The organism is Tractidigestivibacter scatoligenes, assembly GCF_001494635.1.
GTDB lineage: Bacteria > Actinomycetota > Coriobacteriia > Coriobacteriales > Atopobiaceae > Tractidigestivibacter > Tractidigestivibacter scatoligenes.
Genome location: NZ_LOJF01000011.1, coordinates 129,920 through 154,196, shown reverse-complemented (window position 1 = coordinate 154,196; position 24,277 = coordinate 129,920). Strand labels below are relative to the sequence as shown.

Below are 24,277 nucleotides of genomic sequence, written 5' to 3'. Positions count from 1 at the left end.
GCTATAACTCACGTGTCGTGAGGGCGTGTCGCCGGAGAGCCATTTTTAGCAGAGAATGCCGCTGGAACATGTCTTCCGGCGGCATTTTGTCGCCGGAGAAGCAGTTTTGGCGGCGTTTGCAACATACGGCCCGCTCCGGCGGTATTTGGTGCCGGAGCGGGCCGTGGTACTCCCGCCGCAGCGCGCCCCCGGCCTACTCGCCTGCGCGCGCTGTGAAGAAAAGGTCTTGGGCACGCATGACCCAGCTCGCAGGCAGAACCTTCGCCACGACGCTCGCCGCCATCATGTCCGGCGAGGTCACGCAGGTGGAGCGACCCAGCACCGCCGCATGCAGCGCCTTTCTCACAACGTCCGCGGGCTTCTCGTAGCCAATGGTGGTCATGCGGCGCACCTCCCGCGCGTCGCCTGGGTTGGCGAGAAAGCCTGTCTCCATGAACTTGGGGCACACGGCGCACACGTGAATGCCCACGGGTCCAAGCTCGTAGTCGAGGGTACGCGAAAGGTCCACCACAAAGCGTTTGGTGGCCGAGTAGGTCGAGAGGCCCGGTTGGGGGATGAGCCCCGCAATCGACGCCATGTTCACCACGCGCGAGCCGGCAACCATGTGCGGTAGGCAGTGATACGTGGCCTCGACCACGGCAAGGCAGTTGAGGCGCACCATGTTGCCCTCGTCCTCCTCCGAGATCTGGCCAAAGTCGCCAAACTTGCCAAAGCCGGCGCTGTTCACAAGCCATTGCACCGTGGGGGCCTCTTCCTCCAGAGCGTCGTGCAGGCACTCATAGGAGGAGCGCTTTGTGAGGTCAAGCGCAAACACACGCACGGGCGTTGCGGTTTGCTCCGCAATCACCTCAAGTGCCTCGGCGTTTCTCGCGATGACCCAAATCTGGTCGAGAGGACCGCCCGCCCCGCGGTCAAACTGGCGGACAAACTCGCGCCCAACTCCCGATGAGGCCCCCGTAACCACCGCAATGTTGGCCATTTTGCCCTCCCCATAACAATTCCCTGCTTGCATTTGGCGTGGTGAAAAGTATAGTCTGATACGTAGTTTTCATGACACGTGAGTGTCGCGACGGCACATGCAGCCAAAGACGAACAACGCCGTTGCTCACCTGCGCGCATCCATCCTTGAGGGTTGCGTGCTATAGGTCACAGGTAGCCCTGTTCGTCTAACGCTGTACTGCCTCGAAGCAATGGGCATCGGGAGGTGCAGCAAGATGACGTGCAGGAGGAGCCCAGCGGTTGTCGCAGGCCTTCTCGGCGTTGCTACCCTTGGTACACCCGCGCCCGCCTTTGCAGCAGAGGTTCTTGCCCCCTTGGATGCGCTTTCGAGCATCGACCTTTCAAGTGTTGACCTCACGAGCCTCGACGTCGACACCGCCAACGCGCTTATCGTGAGCTTTGCCGGGGGCGTCCTTGTCACCATTGGCACCTATGCGCTGATAAATGCCATCGCGCGCAGCCGTGCGGCAGCAAGCCAGCGCGATGCCAGCAAAGAGGGTGAAGAGGCCGCAGAGGATACCGAACAGAGCGACGTCCCTCGCGCCGCGCACGCGCCGCGCCACATGCGCCCAGAAGACTGGGAGCGCATTGGCCGCCTCAGCTCTGCGGAGAAGGCCGAGGAGGTCTCGGAGGCCGCTTCTGGCAGCAGCGCCAAGGGCCGGCATGCCGCCCGAGACTACGAGGACATCGCCGAGAACTACGTGAGCAAGCAGACCTTCCGCCAGCGTATGGCAACGCGCGCGCAGGGTGTGGCCGCAACCCTCTCGGCTCGCATAGACGCCAACCGCATGGACGGCCTTCCCGTGATCGAGCGCGCGGACGGCTCGGTGGGAGACGTGGGAACCACGTGGTGGACAGCAGCGGTTGGTCCTTCCATCTCTGGGCCCATCAACATGGATGAGGCGGCGGAGGACGCTATTCCTTCCGAGTTTGGCTCCGCGGGCATCGACGACCTGCAGTTCATGTCGGCTGGCCCACGCGACATCTCACGCCGTGTTGCCCCCGTTGAGGAGGACGTGTACCCGGAGAAGCGAAGCGTCGAGGACGTCACGGAAGACGACTGGGATCGCGCGCTCAAGGCCATGGACGAGAAGATCCATGGCAGTGGGTCCGCAGTTCCAGTGCCTATGACCGTCGCCGCATCGCCTTCTCCAAAGGTCACCGCGCCTGCGCCGCTCGAGCCCTTCTCGGATTGCGTGGGCGACGAGGACTCGCTCGACGAGCCAGACGGCATCGAGCAGGACACGCAGTTCCTCTACTTCAGGCCACCCGCTGGGCACCCGGAGGTTGTGGATACCGAGACCTACGTTGACTACCTGGTTGCCGAGGAGTTCTCGCGCAACCCCTCCGCCGCTGTCCGCAGGTCCTCTCGCGACTACCTGCGCGTCATCGAGGGTGGCACCCAGACCTCGTCGCTGCGCGCCCAGGGACGCCACATGGGCTCGAGCGGGAGCGATGCTGCCACCCCTGGCGGGTACCGGCCGCGTCACTTTGCCGGTGAGACGCCCGTCTCGCACGCCGAGGCACTGGAGGCGTGATGCGAGAAGGGATGGGGGAGTCCTCGAGGTCCGCATATGGACGACTTGGGACGAGCAGCCACCACAAAAGGTGGGTGCTCGTCTTCTGCCTGTGGGTTGCCTTCGTGTGGGGCCACTCGCTCGTGCAAGGGCCGGAGTCGTCGCTTGAGAGCTCGCGCGTGGTGGCCATCGTGGCGCCGCTTCTCAACGCACTGGGCATCACGGGCGAGGCGGCCATGAGCTTTGCCGTGCGTAAGACGGCCCACTTCCTCGAGTACGCGGTCCTCGGCGCCATGGGCGTGCCGGCCTTTCTTCTCCCTGCGCGCGAGGGGAGGCTTCCGCGCTGGCTTGGCCCTCTGGTGGTTGCCCTCATCCCTGTGGCAGACGAGACGATCCAGCGCTTTGTGCCTGGGAGGGAGTCCTCTCCTAGAGACGTTCTCATAGACCTCTGCGGTGCCGTTGTTGGCACGCTTGTGCTTTCGCTTATCTTGCGACACAGAGATGCCGGGGCTGCTTAGAAGGCACCTCTGCCCATAGGGAAGCAAGCATCGCAACGTATTCCCAGCTCTCGCATGTTACAAAGCGGCTTCATGTGTTACGTCTCGAATAAGCTTTCAGGTACGGCGCTCGCGCCCCCGCCTCCCTTCCATACAGTTGTCCACAACTTCCGCGTGGGAACCCGCGCGGCCAAGACAAGGGAGGGTACGTATGAACACCAACATTTCCAGGCGCAACTTCGTCAAGGCCGGTGCTGTCGCGGGCATGGGCCTTGGCCTTGCCGCCTGCGGCGGGAACTCCGGCTCCTCTGACGGCTCCAGCTCCGACACCATCAAGATTGGCCTCATGGGTCCCTACACCGGCGACGTTGCCCAGTACGGCCTCGCCTGCCGCTATGGCGCCGAGCTCTACGTCAAGCAGGTCAACAGCAACGGCGGCATCAACGGCAAGCAGATCGAGCTTGACACCCAGGACGAGAAGGGCGACGCCACCGAGGCAGTCAACGTCTACAACAAGCTCGTCGAGGATGGCGTCGTGGGCATCATCGGCGACGTGACCTCCACCCCCACCATCGCCGTTGCACAGGCCTCCGTTAAGGACAATATGCCCTGCGTGACGCCCTCTGCTACCGCAGCCGATGTCATCTCCTATGGCAAGAACTACTTCCGCGCCTGCATCACCGACCCGTACCAGGGCAAGCTCATGGCCGACTTTGCAGCCGACCAGGGCTACAAGACCGTTGGTGTGATCTACAACCAGGGCGGTGACTACGAGCAGGGCGTTGCCGACGCCTTCATCGAGGAGGCCGGCAAGAAGGGCGTCACCGTGAGCGACTCTGAGGGCTATCCCTCCGGTGCCACCGACTTCAACTCTCAGCTCACCAACATCATCGCCACCAACCCCGACGCGATCTTCTCGCCTAACTACTACCAGGATGACGGCAAGATCGTGACCCAGGCCAGGAAGCTCGGCTACACCGGCGTGTTCATGGGCGCCGACGGCTGGTCCAACATCGTGGGCGGCGACGAGGAGTACGCAAGCGCCGAGGACCTCGAGGGCTGCTACTACGATTGCTCCTTCGTCTCCGAGAACGAGGACGAGAAGGTCCAGGACTTCATCAAGGCCTACAAGGACGAGTACAACGACACGCCCTCCAACTTCTGCGCCCTTGGCTACGACGCCGCGATGATCCTCCTCAACGCCATCGAGACTGTCGAGAAGGACGGTAAGGCCACCTACGGCTCCGATGACTACAAGCAGGCCATCGTCGACGCCGTTGCCTCCGGCACCGCCAACGGCGTGACCGGTGACATCTCCTACTCCGGCACCGGTGACCCCGTGAAGTCCACCCTTATCATCACCTTCAAGGGTGGTGCACAAGAGGTCTTCAAGACCGTCGAGGGCAAGTAGGACGGCTTAGGGTGTATTGAGGGAAGCGCCGGGTGCGCACGCAGCCCCCGGCGCTTCCTCGGTTCTACTGGACCTGTGTTCGAGAAAGGAAGTGTTGTGCCGTGACGATACTGACGCAGGTGCTCAATGGTCTTCAGCTGGGCAGCATCTACGCTCTGGTCGCTCTGGGCTACACGATGGTGTACGGCATCATCCTGCTGCTCAACTTTGCCCATGGCGACATCATCATGGTTGGTGCCTACATTTCATGGATCGTGATGAGCCAGCTGGGGCTGAACCCGGTTCTTGCCATCGTCCTTTCGATTGTGGGGTGCGCCGGGCTTGGTGTCCTTATCGACAAGGTCGCCTACCAGCCGCTTCGCGAGGCACCGCGCATGAGCTTGCTCATTACCGCCATCGGCGTCTCGTACTTCCTCGAGAACGGCGCGCAGCTGGTCTTTGGCGCCGACGCCAAGGTTGTCCCCGAGTACTTTGACCTTCCCAGCATGAGCGTTGGAGGCGTGTCTCTCTCCGCGAACGCCATCATCACCATTGTGGTGACGGCAATCTCGACCATCGTGCTCACGATCCTCGTGCAGAAGACCAAGCTCGGTAAGGCCATGCGCGCCGTATCCGAGGACATGGGTGCCGCGCGCCTCATGGGCATCAATGTGAACAACACCATCTCGTTCACCTTTGCCGTGGGCTCTGTCCTCGCCGGCATTGGTGCCGTGCTCTATAGCATGGCGTACTCGCAGGCAACGCCAACGATGGGCATCATGCTGGGCACCAAGGCCTTCGTCGCGGCAGTCCTTGGTGGCATTGGCTCAATTCCCGGCGCCGTCATCGGCGGGCTTCTCGTTGGTTTCGCTGAGGTCTTTGTCTCGGCTATTGGCCTTTCCGTCTGGCAGGACGCCGTGGTGTTCCTGCTCCTGATCATCGTCCTTGTGGTGAGGCCCACCGGCATCCTGGGTCGCCCGATGACCGAGAAAGTCTAAGGAGGAAGCCGTGACTGCATCCAAGGCAACAACTGCACAGGCGGGCACGCCGGCCGCCTCCGGCTACCGCAGCCTCTCCATGCCCATGCGCTACCTGATTAACGCCATTCTCGTCGTGGTGTTTCTCGTCGTGGGCGAGCTCATGATCGACGGTGGTGTGGTGAGCCGCTACCAGACCGGCGTCATCGAGCAGATCGGCATCTACATCATCCTGGCCGTCTCGCTCAACATTGCGACCGGCTACCTGGGCCAGCTGCCGCTGGGCCACGCTGGCTTCATGTCGGTGGGCGGCTACTCCTGCGCCATCTTTATCATGCGGATGATGGACGTCGTGGGCGTGACCGCGCGCGACTTCGTCACCGGCAGCCCCGCCGCCGTGGGGCTCTTTGTTATCGGCATCATCTTTGGCGGCGTGTGCGCGGCCATCTGCGGCCTTATCATCGGTGTCCCGGCGCTGCGCCTCAAGGGCGACTACCTGGCCATCATCACGCTGGGCTTTGCCGAGATCATCCGCGTGGTTATGCAGAACATCGACGGCGTCCTTGGCTTCACGCTCACCGGTGGCGCCAAGGGTCTGACGGGCATCCCCTCGTACACCAACTTCCTGAACACGTTCATCGTGGTTGCCATCTCGCTCTTCCTTATCCACACCATGATGAAGTCGCGCCACGGCCGCGCCATCCTCTCCATCCGCGACAACGAGATTGCCGCCGAGTCCTGTGGCGTTAACACCACGTACTACAAGACGCTCGCCTTTGTGGCGTCCGCGTTCTTCGCCGGTGTTGCCGGCGGCCTCTATGCGGGCTGCATTGGCGTCATGGCGCCGGCAAAGTTCGGCTTCATGAAGTCCATCGAGATCCTGGTTATGGTTGTCCTCGGTGGCATGGGCTCTATGCTCGGCTCCGTCATCTCCGCAACCGTCCTCACGATCCTGCCCGAGGCGCTGCGCGCCGTCTCCGACTACCGCATGGTCGTCTACGCCGTGGTGCTGATCCTGGTCATGATCTTCCGTCCCGAGGGTCTTCTCGGCGACTACGACTTCTCGATGTCCCGCGTGATCGAGCGCATCATGAACCACGGCAAGCGTCCCGAGGACTTTGCTCCTGCCACGACGCCTGCCGTTGAGGCCGTGGCAACCGCTGTAGCATCAGGCGCACCTTCGGCAACCACCGAGAAGGATACGGGGAAGGAGGCAAGCACCCATGAGTAGCGACGAGACCACGAAGACCGAGACCACCGTCGAGACAGCCCCGTCGGCATCGCCCAAGCGCCACCGCCCGGTGCTCGTGCAGATGGAGACCCCCAACCTCGTCCCCGAGCGCGACCTTGGCAAGATGCCGGTTCTCCAGGCCGAGCACCTTGGCATCGACTTTGGCGGCCTCACTGCCGTTGACGACTTCAACATCGCCATGGGCCGCACCGAGATCTCGGGCCTCATTGGCCCCAACGGCGCCGGCAAGACGACCATCTTCAACCTGCTCACCAACGTGTACAAGCCCACGCGCGGCACCATCCTGCTCGACGGCTACGACACGGCCGGCAAGAGCGTGGTCGAGGTCAACAAGATGGGCATTGCCCGTACGTTCCAGAACATCCGCCTCTTCAACAAGATGACGGTGGAGGAGAACGTCCTCGTAGGCTTTGGCAACTCCATGTCGACGCACCTCCTCACGGACGTGTTCCGCCTCCCCAAGCACTGGAAGCAGGAGGCCGAGTTCCACGACAAGGCCATGGACCTTCTCGGCATCTTCAATATGCAGGGGCTGGCACAGGAGCGCGCCGGCAACCTCCCGTACGGCGCCCAGCGCCGCTTGGAGATCTTGCGCGCGCTTGCAACCAACCCAAAGGTCCTGCTTCTGGACGAGCCCGCGGCCGGCATGAACCCTGCCGAGACCGAGGAGCTCATGGAGAACATCGAGAAGATCCGCGACGACTTCCAGATCGCCATCCTGCTCATCGAGCACGATATGAACTTTGTCATGGGCATCTGCGAGGTCATCGGCGTCCTGGACTACGGGCGCATCATCGCTAAGGGCACGCCCGAGGAGATCCAGAACGACCCCAAGGTCATCGAGGCCTACCTCGGCAAGCAGGGGGTGAAGTAGATGGCCATGCTCTCCGTCAGCGACCTCGCCGTCTCGTACGGTGCAATCAAGGCCGTCAAGGGCATTTCGTTCGACATCGACGAGGGCGAGATTGTGACCCTTATCGGCGCGAACGGCGCCGGCAAGTCGACCACGCTCAACACCATCGCCGGGCTCATCAAGCCGGACTCTGGCAGCATCAAGTTCAGCGGCGAGGAGCTTGTGGGCATCAAGCCGCATAAGATCGTCGCGCGTGGCCTTGCCCTGTGCCCCGAGGGGCGCCGCGTCTTCACGCACATGACCGTCTCCGAGAACCTCGACATGGGCGGCTACACCCGCACCGATGCCGAGAACAAGGAGACGCTCGAGCTTGTCTACGAGCACTTCCCGCGCCTCAAGGAGCGCATGAACCAGGTGGCGGGTACGCTCTCTGGCGGTGAGCAGCAGATGCTCGCCATGGGCCGCGCCCTCATGAGCCGCCCCAAGCTGCTCATGCTCGACGAGCCCTCGATGGGCTTGGCACCCATCCTCGTGGACGAGATCTTCGAGATCATCCAGGCGCTCAACAAGAACGGCACCACAATCCTCCTGGTCGAGCAGAACGCCAACATGGCGCTCAAGGTGGCCGCGCGCGGCTACGTGCTCGAGACCGGCAAGATCGTGAAGACCGGCACCGGCGCCGAGCTCCTCGTGGATGACGACGTCCGCAAGGCCTACCTCGGCGGATGAGACAAAGGGACAGTCCCTTTGTCTCATTGCTCTGCGCAAGAATGCCCTCCGGCGACAGGCCACGTCGCCGGAGGGCTTGTTTTGTTGCAAATGGCGTCAAACGAGGCTCTCCGGCGACAAATCGTCGCCGGAGAGGGTCCTGTGTTACAAACGGCGCCAAATGTCCCTCTTCGGCGACCAGAGAGCAGAGAGGTACAATCGGTTCCCGTTGGCGCCACCACGCGTGGCGCTTGAAGTCCGCAGCCACAAGGGGAGGGGGCAAAACGTGCGCTTCGCGAGCGTCGCGCTTGACATATCCACGCGCGCCCTCGAGGGCACGTTTGACTACGCCATCCCCGAGGCCATCGAGGGCCAGGTAACCGTTGGCGTCACGGTGCTCGTTCCCTTCTCGCACAGGAGCGCCGTGGGCTACGTGATGGCTACCTCAGACGAGCCGCCAAAAGACGTCGCCCCGTCGCGCCTGCTTGCGGTGGTGCAGGTGCTCGCGCCCGCGGCGTTTGGCCCGCACTCCGCTGCCGTGGCGCGCTGGATCGCGCACGAGTACGCCTGCCCGCTGGCAGATGCGGTGCGGCTCTTCCTCGCGCCAGGCCAGAAGGTCCGCGTGACCCGCGAGTCGTCGGACGCCCCGTGGGAGCTTGTTGCCGAGAAGGCCGCGCCCGCCGACGCTCGCTGGGTCTCTCTCGCCCCGGGCGCCCAGGGCTTCGAGCCCATCCGTAACGCCAGTCGCCAGCGCGAGGTCCTGGAGGCGCTCTCTGCAGGGGCCATGCGCCTGGCGGAGCTCTCCGCTACCATCCCCGGCGCCTCGACGGCCGTGAACGCGCTGGCAAAGCGCGGTGTGGTGACGGTCGAGACGCGCCGGCAGATTCGCGGCGGCGAGAAGACCACGCTCTCCTCGGCACACGCCCCGCGGCCCGAGCGCCTCACGCAAGGCCAGCTTGCCGCTGTTGCGGCCATCGACGAGGCGCGCTCCCGCGCGGCAGGAGATGTGGTCCTCGTGGATGGCGTCACCGGCTCCGGCAAGACCGAGGTCTATCTCGAGGCCATCGAGCGCACGCTTGTCTCTGGCAAAGGCGCCCTGGTCCTCGTGCCAGAGATCTCGCTCACGGCGCAGACCGTGGGCCGCTTCCGCTCGCGCTTTGGCGACGACGTGGCCGTGCTCCACTCGCGCCTGTCGACGGGCGAGCGCTTCGACCAGTGGGACCTCGTGCGCCAAGGCGCCGTCCACGTGGTGGTGGGCGCGCGCTCCGCGCTCTTCGCGCCTCTTGCCAACGTTGGTCTCATCATCATTGACGAAGAGCACGAGTCATCCTACAAACAGGACTCAAGTCCGCGCTACCATGCGCGCGAGGTTGCGGCGCGCATGGCTCAGGAGTGGGGCTGCGCGCTGGTGCTCGGCTCCGCCACGCCTTCGCTCGAGAGTCTTCGCCGCTGCGAGGTGGGCTCGTGGCGCGGCGCGCGCTGGACGCGCGTGGAGATGTCCGAGAGGCCCGGTGGCGCCGTGCTCCCCAAGGTCAGCATCGTGGACATGGCGTCGCAGTTCCGCGGGGGCTCGCGCTCGGTCTTCTCGGAGCCGCTGCGCCGAGCACTTGGGGGCGTGGCCGAGAGGCGCGAGAAGGCCGTGCTGCTCCTGAACAGGCGCGGCTTCGCGAACTTCCTCATGTGCCGCGAGTGCGGCTGCGTGCCCGAGTGCCCGCACTGCTCCACGGCGCTCACGTATCACGAGCGAACCCACGCACTCGTGTGCCACACCTGTGGCCGCAGCTGGCCCGTGCGCGCCTACCCCGACCCCTCCACACGCTGCCCCAACTGCGGCAGTCGCTACCTGGGGGCCTACGGGGTGGGAACCCAACGCGTGGAAGACGAGCTTTCCATGCTCCTGCCCAAGGACGTGGAGGTTATCCGCATGGATGCGGACACCACGCGCGCGAAGGGCGCTCACCAGCGCCTGCTTGAGCAATTCGACGCAGCGGAGTGCGCGGTGCTCGTGGGTACGCAGATGATAGCCAAGGGCCTCGACTTCCCCGAGGTCACGCTCGTGGGCGTAATCAACGCGGACACCATGCTCAAGCTGCCCGACTTTCGCGCTGCCGAGAGGACCTACGACCTTCTGGAGCAGGTGGCCGGTCGAGCCGGCAGGGGAGGGCGCCCGGGCGAGGTCATCGTGCAGACCTACTGGGCAACTCACCCGGCCATGCAGGCGGTCCTTGCGCACCGGCGCGACGTCTTTCTCGCCCCCGAGCTTGCCGAGCGCAAGGAGGCCTCCTACCCGCCGTTCTCGCGCCTTGCAAACGTCCTGGTGTGGGGCAAGAACGCTCGTGCCGTGGGTGACGCGTCCGCCAATATGGCAGCCGCCCTGCGCGAAAAGGTCGCCGGCCTTCCAGGCTGGGAGGTCCTGGGTCCCGCGGACTGCGTGAAGGCCCGCGTGAAGGACAGGACCCGTCGCCACGTGATGGTGAAGGCCCCCCTCGATGCCGACCTTGGTGGTGTGGTCTCGGAGTGCGCCGCGGGCATAGGGCGCGGTATGGGTATTAACATGGCATTGGACATAGACGCCTACGACCTCATGTAGGCAAGACACAACCCGCGCGAGAAGTCGCGCTGCATTGGAGGATGCAATGAACCCCCTGGACGAAATCGTTCTCTCGCCCGCACCCGTGCTTACCGAGGAGTGCGCGCCCGTCGAGAAGATCGACGACGAGATTCGTGCCCTTGCCAAGCGCATGTTGCGCGACATGTACGCCGCCGACGGCTGCGGCCTTGCCGCCCCGCAGGTGGGCGTTGCCAAGCAGGTCGTGGTCATTGACGTCGACTGGTCGGGCAAGGGATCCAAGAAGAACCCCTACGTGCTCATCAACCCCAAGGTCATCACGGCGGACGGCCCCGAGCGCACCACGGGCGAGGGGTGCCTCTCGTTCCCTGGCATCACCGTCGAGGTCAAGCGACCCAGCCACGTGGTGGTGCAGGCGCTCGACCTCAATGGCGACCTTCTGCAGTACGAGGCGGCGGACAACCTCCTTGCCGTGTGCCTGCAGCACGAGATAGACCACTTGCATGGCGTGACCATGATCGACCACCTGTCGCCCTCTGCGCGCGTGCGCGCGATGTCTGAGTACCAGGACGCGCTCGACGCCGGCGCGCGCCCTGGCGACGTGGAGGTCGAGGAGGACTAGCATGCGCATCGTCTTCATGGGCACCCCCGAGTTTGCGGTGCCGTCGCTCAAGGCCGTTGCCGCCGCCTACGACGTGGCGCTCGTGGTGACACGTCCCGATGCCGTGCGCTCGCGCGGCAAGAAGCTCGAGCCCTCGCCGGTGAAGGCATGCGCCCTCGAGCTGGGCCTTCCCGTGCTCGAGGCCAAGCGCATGGACCCCGCGGCCATCGAAGCCGTGCGCGCCGCCGCACCGGACCTCATCTGCGTGGTGGCGTTTGGCTGCATCCTGCCGGACGAGCTTCTCGCCGTAGCTCCCCTGGGTGCCATCAACGTGCACGGTTCCCTGCTGCCGCGCTGGCGCGGCGCGGCACCAATTCAGCGTGCAATCCTTGCCGGGGACGAGAAGACCGGCATCTCCATCATGCGCGTGGCGCACGACCTCGATGCCGGCGCGTGGTGCCGCCAGGTTGCCACGCCCATTGGCACCAAGACGGCAGGCCAGCTCTTTGACGAGCTTGCGCATGCAGGCGCGCCGGAGCTTGTCGCCGCGGCGGCACAGATTGCCAACGGCACTGTTGCCTGGCACGAGCAGGATCCCGCCCAGGTCACGATTGCCGAAAAGGTCAGGAAGGACGAGATGCGCCTCGACCCGGCAGACACGTGCTCGGCAAACGCGCTTCGCGTGCAGGCCTCGACTGACGCGGCACCTGCGCGCTGTCAGGTTGCGGGTAGGGGCATGCGCGTTGTGCGGGCGGCAGTTGTGGATGCAAATGCGCCGCAGGTGGCGGCCGGTGCCGTTGTGCTTGCCCACGGTCGTGTGCTTCTCGGCTGCGCCAACGGAGCGCTTGAGCTTCTCCGCGTGAAGCCCGACGGCAAGCGCGAGATGGACGCCTCCGCCTGGGCGCAGGGTCTCCACGGCGGCAACGGCGCCACCTGGGAGCGTGCCTAACGCATGGCAACGCTCTCACCCGCCCGTATAGCAGCTGCGGATGTCCTCTCCAACGTGCGGCGCAGGGATGCCCGCGCGCGCGACCTGCTGCGCACCTCCGCGCCGGTGGCGCGCCTTACTCCCGCTGACCGCGCGCTGGCAACCAGGCTCGCTTTGGGGAGCGTCCGCACAGCCGGAACCGTCGATGCCCTTCTCGACGCCCACCTGCGACGAGGCCACCTCGAGCCTCGCGTGCGAGACGCGCTGCGCATCTCGGCGTTCGAGCTCCTGTGGCTTGCGACGCCCGCGCCCGTGGCCATAAGCCAGGGCGTCGAGCTTGTGCGACGCGTCTCGCCCCATGGCGCTGGTCTGGCCAATGCGGTGCTGCATCGCGTCGCCGAGGAGGACCTCCCTGCGCTAGTCCACGCACGCGAGCGCGTAGAGAGCCGCAACTGCACCTCCTCAGATATCTCACTCGTTGCCGCGCTTCCGCAGTGGCTTTCGGGCGAGCTCGTGGTCTCGCTGGGCACCGAGGGCGCGTGCCGCATGGCGCTCTCCGCTATGGACGCGCCTGGCGCATATGTTGCCGGCAACGCCTGTTTGCACAATGACGTCGAGGTAGAGCGTCTGCTCTCTGCCGCGGGTCTGATGCCGCGCGCTACCTGCCTGCCGGGATGTCTTTCGCTCTCGTCTGCCGCCGGCCTTGCTGCGTCTGGCCTTGTGGACGCCGTGGACGTTGTCCCCGCAGACATGGCGGCGCAGGTTGTGGCCTGGCTTGCCTCGCCCGCGCCCGGCACTCGCATGCTCGAGGTGGGGCAGGGGAGGGGCACCAAGTCGCTCCTCCTTGAGTCCTGCGCGCTGCACCGTGGGGGACTCGCGCACCTTGCTGCGGTGGAGTCAGAGGCCTTCAAGGTTGCCGTTTCGCGCACCCGCATGGAGCGTGCCGGCCTGGGCAAGGCTGTGACCTGCACCGCGTTGGATGGTCGTCGCCTTGGCGAGAAGGGCCTTCTGCCCGAGCTTGCCGGCAGCTTCGACTCGGTGTTTGTGGACGCTCCCTGCTCCGGCACGGGCACCATGCGTCGTCACCCCGAAATAGCGTGGGCGCTCCAGGAACCCGCCATCCGCCCGGCGGGCAAGTCGCTCCCGGCGCTCCAGCTCGAGCTTCTCCGCGCGGCCTCCGCTCGTGTTGGCGCAGGCGGCACGCTTGCCTACGCCACGTGCTCCGAGCTGCGCGAGGAGGACGAGGGTGTTGTGGCAGCGTTTCTCGCGGGACCGGAGGGCGCGCAATTCTCGCTTGTGAGCCCCCGCTCGACGGCTGCCTTCGCGGCACTTCCGCCCCATGCCCAGCGCCTGGTCTCAACGATGATTGGTCCGGATGGCATGGTGCGCACCTCTCGCGCAGACACGCCTGAGCTGCCGCTTGACGGCCACTTCCTGGCGATTCTCGTCCGCGAGGCTTAATTAGAACATTTGTTCCGTCATTTTGCTCAAGGTACTTGAATTGTGCCTGAGCTGCGCTTAAGATAGGCCCTCTATTGTCCGAAATCGTATCTTTGGAGGCATCTCATGCCGGAGGAGCAGCTGGGAGTCGCTGGCACGGTGGCCCCAGACATCCCAACCGTCCGCGACATGGACATCGTGTACCAGGAGGTCGAGCGCCTGTACTACGAGATATCGAAGGGCTGTGGCCTCTCTGAGACGGCCTACTGGATCCTCGTGGACATTGTGGTTGCCGGCGGCAGCTGCCCGCAGGGGTCAATCGCAACCTGTCACTCCCTCTCGCGCCAGACGGTGAGCTCGGCCATGCGGTCGCTTGTCGACCGTGGTCTCGTAACGCTCGAGCGCGACGAGACCAACCGCCGCAGCAAGATCGTGACCCTCACGCCAGAGGGACGGGCGTTCTGCGAGAGGGAAGTCACGCCTGCCCTCAAGGCAGAGCAGCGCGCCTTTGAGTCCCTCTCGCCTGAGGACAGAACGGCCCTCGTTGCGCTCATCCGTCGCTATGTGGTGGCAATCGACGTAGAGGCGCGCGCCCTGCATGCGGACGCGCCCATCGGGAAGGGGCAATCAGTGCGTACCCAGGGAGGCGATGCCTGATGGCCGCCCAACGTGATTACAGCAAGCGCGCGTCATGGAGGGTCCTCACGCAGCTCGTGCGCCCGCACTGGCATATGGCGGTGGCTGCCTGCGTGCTGCTGCTTGCTGATATCGTGGGCATGCTCCTCATCCCCACGCAGCTTGCGGCTCTCGTGAACGTGGCCGTTGGCACGCGCAATACTGCGGAGCTCACCTCGCATGGTGTGGCCATGCTTGTAGCTGCCGTGGTGGGCTCTGGCGGGTGCGTGGCCTCCTACTACGTGGCCTCGCGCCTTGCTGCCTACGTGGGACGAGACCTGCGCGTGGCCGTCTACAAGAAGTCGCTTGCGCTTTCGGGTGCTGACTTCAACGCGTTTGGCACGGGCTCGATGATTACCCGCACGCTGTCTGACGCCAACGTGGTGCAGCAGACCCTGCTCATGACCTTCATGATGGTCTTCCCGGTGCCCGTGACCTGTGTGGTTGCCATCGTTCTGGCATATGGGATAGACCCCGTGATGGGGCGCATGCTCCTTCTCATCACCATGGCGATGCTCGCCATCTCGGCTGTTGCCGTTGCCAAGTCCACACCCATCTTCATGGCTATGCAGGGCTTTGTCGACCGCATGAACTCGCGGCTGCGTGAGGTGGTCACCGGCACGCGCGTCATCCGTGCCTTTGGCAAGGAGGAGCGCGAGCGTGGCCGCCTGGACGAGACCTTCGAGGACTACGCCACCAACGCCATCCGCGTGAACATTCTCTTCTCGGTCGTGGACTGCTCGACGTTCTTCCTCATGAACGTCGTCGAGGTGCTTGTCATGTGGATGGGCGCGGACCGCGTGGGCGCAGGCGCCATGCAGATCGGCTCCATCTCTGCGCTGCTCGAATATGCCATGCTCATCATGTTCTTCATGATGATGGCGCAGTTCGCGATCATTCAGGTGCCCAGAGCCCTCTCGTGCCTCACGCGCACGGCCGCCGTCCTCGACGCGGTGCCCAGCGTGGCGGACCCTCCAGAGCCCAAGCGACTTGCCGCGCCAGCAGATCCAAGGCCCGGAGACGAGGTGGCGCGCTTCTCGCACGCAAGCTTCCGCTTTGCCGATGCCGACGAGGACACCCTTCACGACCTCAACTTCTCCATTCGGCGAGGCGAGGTCACGGCCATCATGGGCAATACCGGCTCGGGCAAGTCAACTGTTGCCAAGATGCTGCTTCGCTTCCACGACGTGACGGCGGGGTCGCTTCTCATGCTGGGGACCGACGTGTGCGAGGTCACGCAGCAGGACCTGCGCTCCCACATTGCCTACGTGCCGCAGCAGGCATGGCTCTTCTCGGGCACCATCGCCGAGAACCTGCGCGACGGCGACCCCTCTGCCACCGATGAGGAGCTCTGGCATGCGCTTGACGTGGCGCAAGCTTCCTTCGTGCACGAGCTGCCCGACGGGCTCTCCACGCGCGTCGCGCAGGGCGGGTCGAACTTCTCGGGCGGCCAGCGCCAGCGCCTGGCCATAGCCCGTGCGCTCGTGCGCCATGCGGACCTCTATGTCTTCGATGACTCGTTCTCGGCGCTCGACTACAAGACCGACGCAGCCTTGCGCCACGCCCTCGAGGGCGAGCTTGCCAACCAGGCTGTGGTCATCATCGCCCAACGCGTGAGCACCGTGCGCCATGCAGCGCAGATCGTGGTGCTGGGCGACGGCTGCGTGGTTGGGCGCGGCACGCACGACCAGCTCATGGAGACGTGCCCTGCCTATAAAGACATTGTTGAGTCCCAGACGAGGGGAGGTGCCACCGCCGATGAGTGACGAGAAGAACATGCGTGACGAGAATGACCAGCTCGACGAGGAGCGCCCGCACGACGCCATGGGGACGGCGCGTCGCCTGTGGCAGGCCGCCGGCAGGCAGCGCTGGCGCCTTGTGGTCGCCGCCGTGAGCGCCATCGTGTACGTGGCCGCGAGCCTGGGCGCCGCTGCCTACAGCGCGCACGTGGTCGACGTGCTGTGGGGGCACATCCAGCAAAGCCTCGCCGTAGGCGAGGCCTACGTGGTAGGCCTGGAAAACGGTGGCCGCGAGGTCCTCATCTACCTGGGCATCTGGACCTGCGCCTGGGCGTTTTACAGCGTACAGTCCCTCGTGATGTCGAGCTTTGCCGAGCGTCTCAACCTTGCCCTGCGCAAGGAGATCTCGGCAAAGCTGGGGCGGCTCCCGCTCTCGTACTTCGACGCGCACCAGCCCGGAGACACAATAAGCCGCGCTACCAACGACCTCGACAAGGTCTCCGAGGTCCTGCAGCGAGGCCTGCTGCAGCTCATCATCGCCTTCACCACGCTCGTGGGCGCGATTGTCCTCATGCTTGTCTCCAACCTCGTGCTGGCGCTCGTGTTCTGCGGGTTTGCCGCCCTGTCGGTAATCGTTACCAAGTTCGCTGCAAGTCGTACACTCGACGCTGCCGCCGCGCGCCAGGAAGCGCTGGGGCACCTCACCGAGAGCGTCGAGGAGGCGTATTCCGGCCGGACCGTTATCAAGGCCTTTGGCGTCGAGGACGCAAGCCTCGAGGCAGTGGAGTCGCGCGCCGAGAAGGTCGCTGCCACAAGCGCCCGGGCAGACTTCCTCACCAACGCAATCTCGCCCGTGATTCGCTTTCTCATGCGCCTCTCGCAGGTTGCCATAGGCCTAGCCGCAGGTGCGCTCGTGGCGGGCGGGCAGATGTCTGTCGGCGCGTTCCAGGCCTTCTTCCAGTACGTGACACAGGCCTCGGAGCCGCTCACGCAGCTCTCGCTCACGGTGAACATGCTCCAGGGCGCCCTTGCGGCTGCCGAGCGTGTCTTTGCGCTGCTCGACGCGCCGGAAATCTCGCCAGACCCGGAGGTGCCGGCAGAGCTTCCAAGGCCCGTGCGGGGCCGCGTGGCCTTCGAGCACGTGCGCTTTGGCTACTCGCCCGAGGCACCCCTCATGCGTGACGTCTCGCTCGTGGCTGAGCCCGGCCAGAAGGTCGCCATCGTGGGCGCAACGGGTGCCGGCAAGACCACCCTCATCAACCTGCTCATGCGCTTCTATGAGGTTGACGGTGGCCGCATCACGCTCGATGGCGTGGACACCAGGCAGCTGCGCCGGCGCGACCTGCGCCGCGAGTTTGGCATGGTGCTCCAGGATGCCTGGCTCTTCGAGGGGACTATCGCCGAGAACATCGCCTACGGCAGGCCGGGTGCCACGCGGGAGGAGGTCGAGGCAGCGGCGCGTGCCGCGCACGTGGACTTCTTCGTGCGCACGCTCCCGCATGGCTACGACACGATGCTCACTGATGGCGGTGAGAACGTGAGCCAGGGCCAGCGTCAGCTCCTGACTATTGCGCGCGCCATGCTCACCGACCCTGCCATGCTCATCCTCGACGAGGCAACCTCTAGCGTGGACACCCGTACAGAGCAGGCCATCGTTCGAGCGATGGAGGCCATCATGGAGAACCGCACGAGCTTCGTGATTGCGCATCGCCTCTCCACCATCGTGGACGCGGACCTCATCCTGGTGATGGACCACGGGACCATCATCGAGCAGGGCACGCACGAGTCGCTGCTGGCCAAGGGCGGCGCGTATGCGACGCTCTATCGCAGCCAGTTTGCCTAGCCTATCTCGTCCGGCCAGACGGCGCTTTCGGGCATGGTCGAGCTGCAGCTTGACACATAGTCCGGGATGGAGTCGTCGCTGGCGAGAAGCTCGCTGATGGTCACGAAGGTGTAGCCCTGCGACTGGAGCGTGTCGATGATCTTTGGCAGCGCCTCGACGTCCTGGTCGCGGGGACCGCCGCCATCGTGCATCAGGATGATGCTTCCGGAGTGCACGTTGTCGCATGCGGCAGAGACAATCTTGTCCACACCGGGCTGCTTCCAGTCCTCGGTGTCGATGTCCCAGCGCACCGCCACCGTTGCCACGCCCTGTGTGGCAAGCCAGGTGCGCTGGGTGAAGCTTCCGTAGGGCGGGCGAAACGCGGTGGTCTTCTCGCCCGTGGCGTTTTCTATGGACGAGAAGGACGAGGTCAGCTGGTCGACCACTGTCTTTGGCTCCGCGTACCTAAGATCGGGATGGTCGTAGGAGTGGCTGCAGATCTGGCAGCCGGCATCCACGATGGCCTTGGACTCGTCTGGATGGGCGTCAACCTCCTTGCCCAGGCAGAAGAAGGTCGCCTTGACTCCCTTGTCCTGCAGGTTTTTCAGGTATTGCGGCGTGTACCCACTTGGCCCGTCATCAAACGTGAGCGCCACAAGCTTCTCGTTGTCCGGTGGCAGAACGTCCTTCACAGTGACCGCGCAGTCCTGGCCCTGCTCGTAGACCGTTCCGTCGACCTGCTCGCCAGAATCCTGGCCCGTGATCACATCCTTCACTGTGGTGGAGCCCCACTGCGAGATGTAGTTGATTGCGCCCATGTTGCCGTTCATGAGGAGCTTGGGCTGTTGGTTCACGGTTTCTGTGGTAGAAGGCTCCGTGCGGTCTTGGCCGTCGCTCAGGGCAATGCGCTCTCCGCCGGCAACCTCATAGCTGTGCGCATCGTCGTAGTCCGTGTCCTTGCCGTTGATAGAAGCGGAGTACGGGTAGCCTTCGCCCTCCGCAATGATGTTTCCGGAGACGCTCACGTAGTTGCCTGGCGCTGTCTGGATGTCCGCGTCGCTTTTGAGCTGGTCGATGGTGGTTCTCACGGTCACGCTCTGGAGCGTGCCGTTTACCGTCACCTGCACCGGACGGAGCCGCGTCCACCAGAGGTATCCGCCGACGAGTAGCGCCGCAAGCACGAGGAGTGGGATGAGCGTCCTCACCACGAACCGCCTGCCACCACCATTCTTCTTCCCCTGCTCGATGCCTTCGGGCATTGCGTTAGCGTTGCCTGTGGGGATGAAGCCTCCGTCCTTGTCTACAAGCCCAATTTGCTGGTCGTTCGCGTGTCCGTCTACCTGCCTGGCAGGGGTCTTCCCGTCATCGTCGCTAGACATGCTGCCTCCGGAACCTGCATCCGCCTCGTGGTGTTGTTTTTCTGCTTCGTTGTGTCGAGGTGCTGTGCCCCGCTGACTGCGTGCAAGTAACCATAGCTCACTTTGTTATGGAGCATTCCCTCCTTTGGTGGTCTTTCATGTCTCTAAAACATCAACAAAACATAGTAAATGTGTTGATGTTTCTTCTGCGTGTTGGTGACTAGAGAGGCGCGTCCCCGCAGCTTATCAACCTCACGCGGCCGGAAAAAGGCCCCGCCGGTGATCGACGGGGCCTTCAAGTCTCCATCTGCTGGAGCCGCTTGGGCTACTTGCCCTTCTGGTCGGTGTTGTAGAAGCCGGAACCCTTGAACACGATGCCAGAGGTCTCGAACACTCGCTCGGCCTCATGGCCGCATTTGGGGCAGTTCACCTTGGGATGGGCGCTCATGGGATGCTCGACCTCGAAGGTGGAACCGCATGAGGGGCACTTGTAGTCATAACGAGCCATGTTCTTCTTCCTCCGGAAGCTTGGTGCAGATGCTGTAAGGTGGCCTGCGCGAGCGTGACTGCGCGCGAGCCATGGGATACTTTACCCAACCGGAGGGATTGCTGCCAGCTCGCGGCCAGCAAGCCCAGGGACAACACTGAATCTGCTCGCCATGGCACGGCCTGTACCGCAGGGGAGAGGAAACGATGGCTTTCAAGGGTGCGATCTTCGACTGTGACGGAACTCTCGTGGACTCCATGTGCATGTGGAGCCACGTGATGATTGAGCTCGCTCGCTCGCACGGCTGCGCAAACGTTGACCCTGCGTTCTTCGATCGAGTCGAGAGCGTGACCCTGCGAGACGGGTGTCAGATCATGCATGACGAGCTTGGCATCGATGCCCCCGTCAGCGATCTCTACGAGGAGGTCTGCGTCATCGTTCGCCACCACTACGCGACTGACATCCCGCTCATGCCTGGTGCCCGTGAGTTCCTCGAGGAGCTGTCGGCGGCGGGCATCCCCATGGTCATTGCGACCTCCACGCCGCTGCGCGAGGTGCGTGTGGCGCTCGAGGCGCACGACCTCTCGCACTTCTTCAAGGACATCGTGACAACCGAACAGGTAGGCGGTCGCGACAAGGCTTTCCCCGACGTCTACCTCGAGGCGGCCCGCCGACTTGGCACGCCGGTGGGTGAGACCTGGGTCTTCGAGGACGCCCCCTTTGGCGTGCGCACCTCCAAGCGCGCGGGGTTCAACGTGGTTGGCCTCATGAACGACCATGACGGTCGGGACGAGAGGGACGTGCAGCCCTGGTGCGACATATACGTGCATGGCTTCGCGGAGCTCTCGCTGGCGCTTATCGAGGACTATGCGGCGACCCCGGCGGCACAGGATGCGGCGTCTGATGCGGACCCCCTGCGCGTGCTGGTGGTGGACGGGTCGCCGGCGCCCAGCTCGCCGGCGCTTGTCGCGCGGCTAGCCGACAGGGCGGACTACGTCGTTGCAGCCGACAGGGGCGCCGAGACGTGCCGGGCTGCCGGCGTGGTGCCAGACGCATACTGCGGCGACCACGATTCCGTCTCAGCTGCGGAGGGTGCCTGGGCAAGCAACGAGGCAGGGCGCTCGATCTCGTTTCCGTCCGAGAAGTATGCGACGGACCTCTCGCTTGCCATCGACTGCGCGCGCCACGAGGCCGCGCGGCAGCGGCGCCCGCTGCGCCTTACGGTGACCTGTGCGTCTGGCGGTCGGCCGGACCATGCCCTGGGCGTGTTGGGACTTCTCGTCGGAGCTGCAAACGCGTGTCCAGCGCTGGTCGAGGACTCGTTTGAGATGCGCGTGGTGTCGGCGGTGGGTGCGCGCGAGTGGCGGCTGGGCACGGATGCGCATGGGCGCACCTTTTCGGCCGTGGCCGTGGCGCCGGGAACGGTGGTAAGCGAGTCCGGCATGAAGTGGTGTCTGGACGAGAAGCCCCTTGGTCTTCTCAACGACTTGGGCATCTCGAACGTGGTGGAGAGCGAGGACGCCGTTGTGTCCGTGAGCTCCGGTGCGGTTGCGGCGTTCCTGCTGCGATAGGTCCCTGCCTTGGCTGCTGCCGTACGGTGCCATCCGCAATGCCGCGCGATTTCGCTGGTTAGGAAAAATTCGAACGTTTAGAGCAGCTTAACCGTTCGGAATCCGCGCCATTCCTGGAATGCCGCGAGATTTCGCCGTTTAAGGGTGTCTAAACGTTCGGAAAATACCTAAATGGCGAGAACGCGCGACAACTGCTGTGCTGCACCGTTCTCGCGTCCCGCACCTGCGCCTCCCGTCCCCCGCGACAGCTCACCTCCGCCACAAAAAAGAGGGCCGCACCAGTGTGCGACCCTCTTTACGTGCAATGTCCCAAAGCTTAGCCGCGGACGAGGTTACCCTTCTTGAGGCACCTGGTGCAGACGTTGAGCTTCTTGCGCTGGCCGTCGACAACAACGGAGACGCGCTGAATGTTGGGCTTAAACGTGCGAGCAACCGTGCGGTGGGAGTGGCTGATGGAACGACCGGCAACGGCGTGCTTGCCGCAGATATCACAAACCTTCGACATGACCTTGACCTCCAAAGTGCGGCGCTCGCGCGCCCGTTAATCAACAAGCCTTGCAAATATACCACTTGGGCGGCTTCTCGCAAGCGATACACACAACTTCTTGGCATTGGCTCCTGCCGGGGCCCTCGATGATGGGATGCCGCCCACGCAGCATACTCGCACACCGGCCTGCCATCCAGTCTAAATGTCAGCAGCGGATGGCCACTTCGTTGGCCCTTCCTTTCTGTTGTCGTAGGGGTGGGGTCGCGTGTGCGCGCTGCCCTGCGCTATAATCGCTAGGACTTATGTCAGTAACAGTGCCTCCGTCCTGCGGAGGCTTTGAGAGGAGACCCCATGGCCGGTGTCGTTCCGGGAACGCTCAAGGTGTCTAACGACTGCATCGCAGACCTGGCTGGCTACGCCGCGCTGGAGTGCTACGGCGTCGTTGGCATGGCGGCCATCGACGAGCAGGGCGGCGTAGCGCAGCTCCTGCCCACCAACCGCCTCCGCCGTGGCATCGATGTCGACGTCACGCCGGACGGACACCTCTCTGTTGACCTTCACGTCATTGTCGAGCAGGGCGTCAACATGGCGTCCGTCGTGAACAACCTCACCAGCTCGGTCAAGTTCATCCTGAAGCAGATTGCTGAGCTCGATGACGTCAAGGTAACCGTCCACATCGAGGGCCTCCGCTCTAATCGCTAGGCCGCCGCAGAGAAAGAACAGAGGTCCAATAAGATGATTGCGTCAGTCATCCGCACGTGCTTCCCCGTGGCGGCGAACGTCGTTGCCGAGCGAGCCGAGGAGATCAACAAGCTCAACGTCTTCCCTGTCCCCGACGGTGACACCGGCACCAACATGTCACTCACCCTGGGGACCGTCGTCAAGGAGGTGGAGGCGCTCCCACAGGACGCCACCATCGAGGACATTGCCAAGGCAATCACCCACGGCTCGCTCATGGGCGCGCGCGGCAACTCCGGTGTCATCACCTCCCAGATTCTACGCGGCCTCGCCGAGGGGCTCTGCGATGCCAAGGACCAGGACAATCCCACGGCCGCCGACATCGCACACGCGTTCCGTCGCTCGGTGAAGGTTGCCTTCAAGGCCGTACGCAAGCCCGTCGAAGGCACCATCCTCACCGTTCTGCGTGACATGTCTACCCGTGCCGACCAGCTCGAGAAGGCCCACATCACGGCCACCGAGATGCTCGATGCGCTGGTCATCGAGGCCTACGAGTCCGTCGCCCGCACGCCCGAGCTCCTGCCCGTCCTCAAGGAGAACGGTGTGGTCGACTCCGGCGCCTTTGGCTTTGCCACCTTCTTCGAGGCCTTCGTGAATGCCGTCGAGGGCAAGGCGGGCGAGGTTTCTGACTTCAAGACCACCGTTGACTCCTCGGATGCCAAGGCGGCCGTCTCCTCCAAGGTTGCCATCGAGCTCAACGACGACTGGGAGGGCTCGCAGTACCGCTACTGCAACGAGTTCCTCTTCCACGCTAACGACGAGTCCTTCGACCGTGACGCTGCGCTCGCGTTTCTCGCCACGATGGGCGATTGCGAGCTGCTCGTGGGCGAGTACCCAGACTTCAAGGTGCACGTGCACTCCAACACGCCCGACAAGGTCCTTGCCTACATGCTCGAGCGCGGCCAGATCTTCGAGGTCTTCATCCACAACATGGACCTCGAGGCCCACGAGCGCACGGCAAAGATCGCTGCTGACAAGGCTGCCGAGGAGAAGGCCCCCAAGAAGCCGCTGGGATTTGTTGCGGTTGCGGCGGGCTCCGGTGAGGCGTCGATCCTCACCTCGCTCGGCGTCGACGTGGTTGTCTCCGGTGGGCAGACCATGAACCCCTCCACGGCAGACATCCTCGCTGCGGTCGAGAAGACCAACGCGGAGAACGTGATTGTGCTTCCTGACAACGGCAACATCCGCATGGCCGCCGAGGCCGCCGCCTCCGCCTGCGAGGACGCCCACGTTGCCGTGGTTCCCACCAAGACCGTCCCGCAGGCCTTCTCGGCAATGTTCGTGGCCGATCCCGAGGGTACCCTCGAGGACAACGTCGAGGCCATGACCGATGCCGTCTCCGAGGTTCGTGGCGGCGAGGTCACGCGTGCCGTGCGCGACTCCCAGGCCGCAGACGGCTCGCCCATCCACGCCGGTGACGTCATGGGTATCGAGGATGGTGCCATTACGGTAGTGGGTTCCTCGGTGAAGGACGTCACCGTCGAGCTCATCCGCCGCATGCAGGAGGCCGAGGAGGGCGACACCCTCACCATCCTTGCCGGCAAGGACCTCGACGATGCCTCCTTCCAGGAGATCCTCGACGCCATCTCGGCAGCCGAGCCCTCGCTCGAGCTGGACTCCCACCGCGGCGAGCAGCCCCTCTATCCCATCGTCTTCTCCATCGAGTAGC

At 64.3% G+C, this 24,277-nt stretch carries 21 protein-coding genes; 17 read left to right on the top strand and 4 right to left on the bottom strand.

Features of this window, described 5'->3' with window-relative positions:
- Positions 1–193 precede the first annotated feature (193 nt).
- Positions 194–979 carry an SDR family NAD(P)-dependent oxidoreductase gene (locus AUL39_RS09335; protein ID WP_059055607.1) on the bottom strand — a complete coding sequence of 262 codons (786 nt, stop codon included), beginning with the start codon at positions 977–979 and terminating at the stop codon, positions 194–196.
- A gap of 235 nt (positions 980–1,214) precedes the next feature.
- Here AUL39_RS09335 and AUL39_RS09330 point away from each other — a divergent pair, with 235 nt between their 5' ends.
- The 14 genes from AUL39_RS09330 to AUL39_RS09265 all read left to right on the top strand — a co-directional run bounded on the left by AUL39_RS09330 (position 1,215) and on the right by AUL39_RS09265 (position 17,988).
- Complete coding sequence (locus AUL39_RS09330) at positions 1,215–2,537, top strand: hypothetical protein (protein WP_059055605.1); 1,323 nt, start codon at positions 1,215–1,217, stop codon at positions 2,535–2,537.
- The gene (locus AUL39_RS09325; protein WP_082667361.1) at positions 2,537–3,034 is read left to right on the top strand and encodes a VanZ family protein; all 498 of its coding nucleotides are present in this window, start codon (positions 2,537–2,539) and stop codon (positions 3,032–3,034) included. Before AUL39_RS09330 ends, AUL39_RS09325 begins: the two co-directional genes overlap by 1 nt.
- 190 nt (positions 3,035–3,224) lie before the next feature.
- Positions 3,225–4,424 (top strand): ABC transporter substrate-binding protein, encoded by a 1,200-nt coding sequence (locus AUL39_RS09320; RefSeq protein WP_059055601.1) that lies wholly within the window; start codon positions 3,225–3,227, stop codon positions 4,422–4,424.
- A gap of 101 nt (positions 4,425–4,525) precedes the next feature.
- Positions 4,526–5,401, top strand: a complete 876-nt coding sequence (locus AUL39_RS09315) for a branched-chain amino acid ABC transporter permease (RefSeq protein ID WP_059055599.1) — start codon at positions 4,526–4,528, stop codon at positions 5,399–5,401.
- Positions 5,402–5,411: 10 nt separating this feature from the next.
- Entirely contained in the window at positions 5,412–6,611 is a 1,200-nt protein-coding gene (locus AUL39_RS09310) for a branched-chain amino acid ABC transporter permease (RefSeq protein ID WP_082667360.1), read from the top strand.
- 82 nt (positions 6,612–6,693) lie between these two features.
- Positions 6,694–7,506: an ABC transporter ATP-binding protein gene (locus AUL39_RS09305; protein ID WP_233516528.1), complete on the top strand. Its 813-nt coding sequence runs from the start codon at positions 6,694–6,696 to the stop codon at positions 7,504–7,506.
- The gene (locus AUL39_RS09300; protein WP_059055594.1) at positions 7,507–8,214 is read left to right on the top strand and encodes an ABC transporter ATP-binding protein; all 708 of its coding nucleotides are present in this window, start codon (positions 7,507–7,509) and stop codon (positions 8,212–8,214) included.
- 265 nt (positions 8,215–8,479) lie between these two features.
- Positions 8,480–10,783, top strand: coding sequence for a replication restart helicase PriA (gene priA / locus AUL39_RS09295; RefSeq protein WP_174519252.1), 2,304 nt, complete (start codon positions 8,480–8,482; stop codon positions 10,781–10,783).
- A gap of 46 nt (positions 10,784–10,829) precedes the next feature.
- Positions 10,830–11,384 (top strand): peptide deformylase, encoded by a 555-nt coding sequence (def, locus tag AUL39_RS09290; protein WP_032111621.1) that lies wholly within the window; start codon positions 10,830–10,832, stop codon positions 11,382–11,384.
- Between the two features lies 1 nt (position 11,385).
- The gene (gene fmt, locus AUL39_RS09285) at positions 11,386–12,312 is read left to right on the top strand and encodes a methionyl-tRNA formyltransferase (protein ID WP_059055590.1); all 927 of its coding nucleotides are present in this window, start codon (positions 11,386–11,388) and stop codon (positions 12,310–12,312) included.
- A 3-nt stretch (positions 12,313–12,315) separates the two neighbouring features.
- Positions 12,316–13,752 carry an RsmB/NOP family class I SAM-dependent RNA methyltransferase gene (locus AUL39_RS09280; protein WP_059055588.1) on the top strand — a complete coding sequence of 479 codons (1,437 nt, stop codon included), beginning with the start codon at positions 12,316–12,318 and terminating at the stop codon, positions 13,750–13,752.
- Between the two features lie 105 nt (positions 13,753–13,857).
- Positions 13,858–14,388, top strand: a complete 531-nt coding sequence (locus tag AUL39_RS09275; RefSeq protein ID WP_059055585.1) for a MarR family winged helix-turn-helix transcriptional regulator — start codon at positions 13,858–13,860, stop codon at positions 14,386–14,388.
- Complete coding sequence (locus AUL39_RS09270; protein WP_059055584.1) at positions 14,388–16,172, top strand: ABC transporter ATP-binding protein; 1,785 nt, start codon at positions 14,388–14,390, stop codon at positions 16,170–16,172. Before AUL39_RS09275 ends, AUL39_RS09270 begins: the two co-directional genes overlap by 1 nt.
- Positions 16,165–17,988: an ABC transporter ATP-binding protein gene (locus tag AUL39_RS09265; protein WP_059055582.1), complete on the top strand. Its 1,824-nt coding sequence runs from the start codon at positions 16,165–16,167 to the stop codon at positions 17,986–17,988. The genes AUL39_RS09270 and AUL39_RS09265 overlap by 8 nt, the downstream gene beginning before the upstream one ends.
- Here the strand turns inward: AUL39_RS09265 and AUL39_RS09260 are convergent.
- Positions 17,985–19,346: a polysaccharide deacetylase family protein gene (locus AUL39_RS09260; protein WP_059055580.1), complete on the bottom strand. Its 1,362-nt coding sequence runs from the start codon at positions 19,344–19,346 to the stop codon at positions 17,985–17,987. The genes AUL39_RS09265 and AUL39_RS09260 overlap by 4 nt on opposite strands.
- Positions 19,347–19,650: 304 nt before the next feature.
- Complete coding sequence (locus tag AUL39_RS09255; RefSeq protein WP_032111624.1) at positions 19,651–19,833, bottom strand: FmdB family zinc ribbon protein; 183 nt, start codon at positions 19,831–19,833, stop codon at positions 19,651–19,653.
- Between the two features lie 185 nt (positions 19,834–20,018).
- On the opposite strand from AUL39_RS09255, the gene AUL39_RS09250 reads away from it, so the two are divergent.
- Complete coding sequence (locus AUL39_RS09250) at positions 20,019–21,383, top strand: thiamine diphosphokinase (RefSeq protein WP_059055578.1); 1,365 nt, start codon at positions 20,019–20,021, stop codon at positions 21,381–21,383.
- Positions 21,384–21,699: 316 nt separating this feature from the next.
- On the opposite strand, the gene rpmB is transcribed toward AUL39_RS09250, so the two are convergent.
- Complete coding sequence (rpmB, locus tag AUL39_RS09245) at positions 21,700–21,888, bottom strand: 50S ribosomal protein L28 (protein WP_032111626.1); 189 nt, start codon at positions 21,886–21,888, stop codon at positions 21,700–21,702.
- 333 nt (positions 21,889–22,221) lie between these two features.
- On the opposite strand from rpmB, the gene AUL39_RS09240 reads away from it, so the two are divergent.
- Both AUL39_RS09240 and AUL39_RS09235 read left to right on the top strand, forming a co-directional pair.
- Positions 22,222–22,572 (top strand): Asp23/Gls24 family envelope stress response protein, encoded by a 351-nt coding sequence (locus AUL39_RS09240; RefSeq protein WP_059055575.1) that lies wholly within the window; start codon positions 22,222–22,224, stop codon positions 22,570–22,572.
- Positions 22,573–22,605: 33 nt separating this feature from the next.
- Positions 22,606–24,276: a DAK2 domain-containing protein gene (locus AUL39_RS09235; RefSeq protein ID WP_059055573.1), complete on the top strand. Its 1,671-nt coding sequence runs from the start codon at positions 22,606–22,608 to the stop codon at positions 24,274–24,276.
- Position 24,277: the final 1 nt, after the last annotated feature.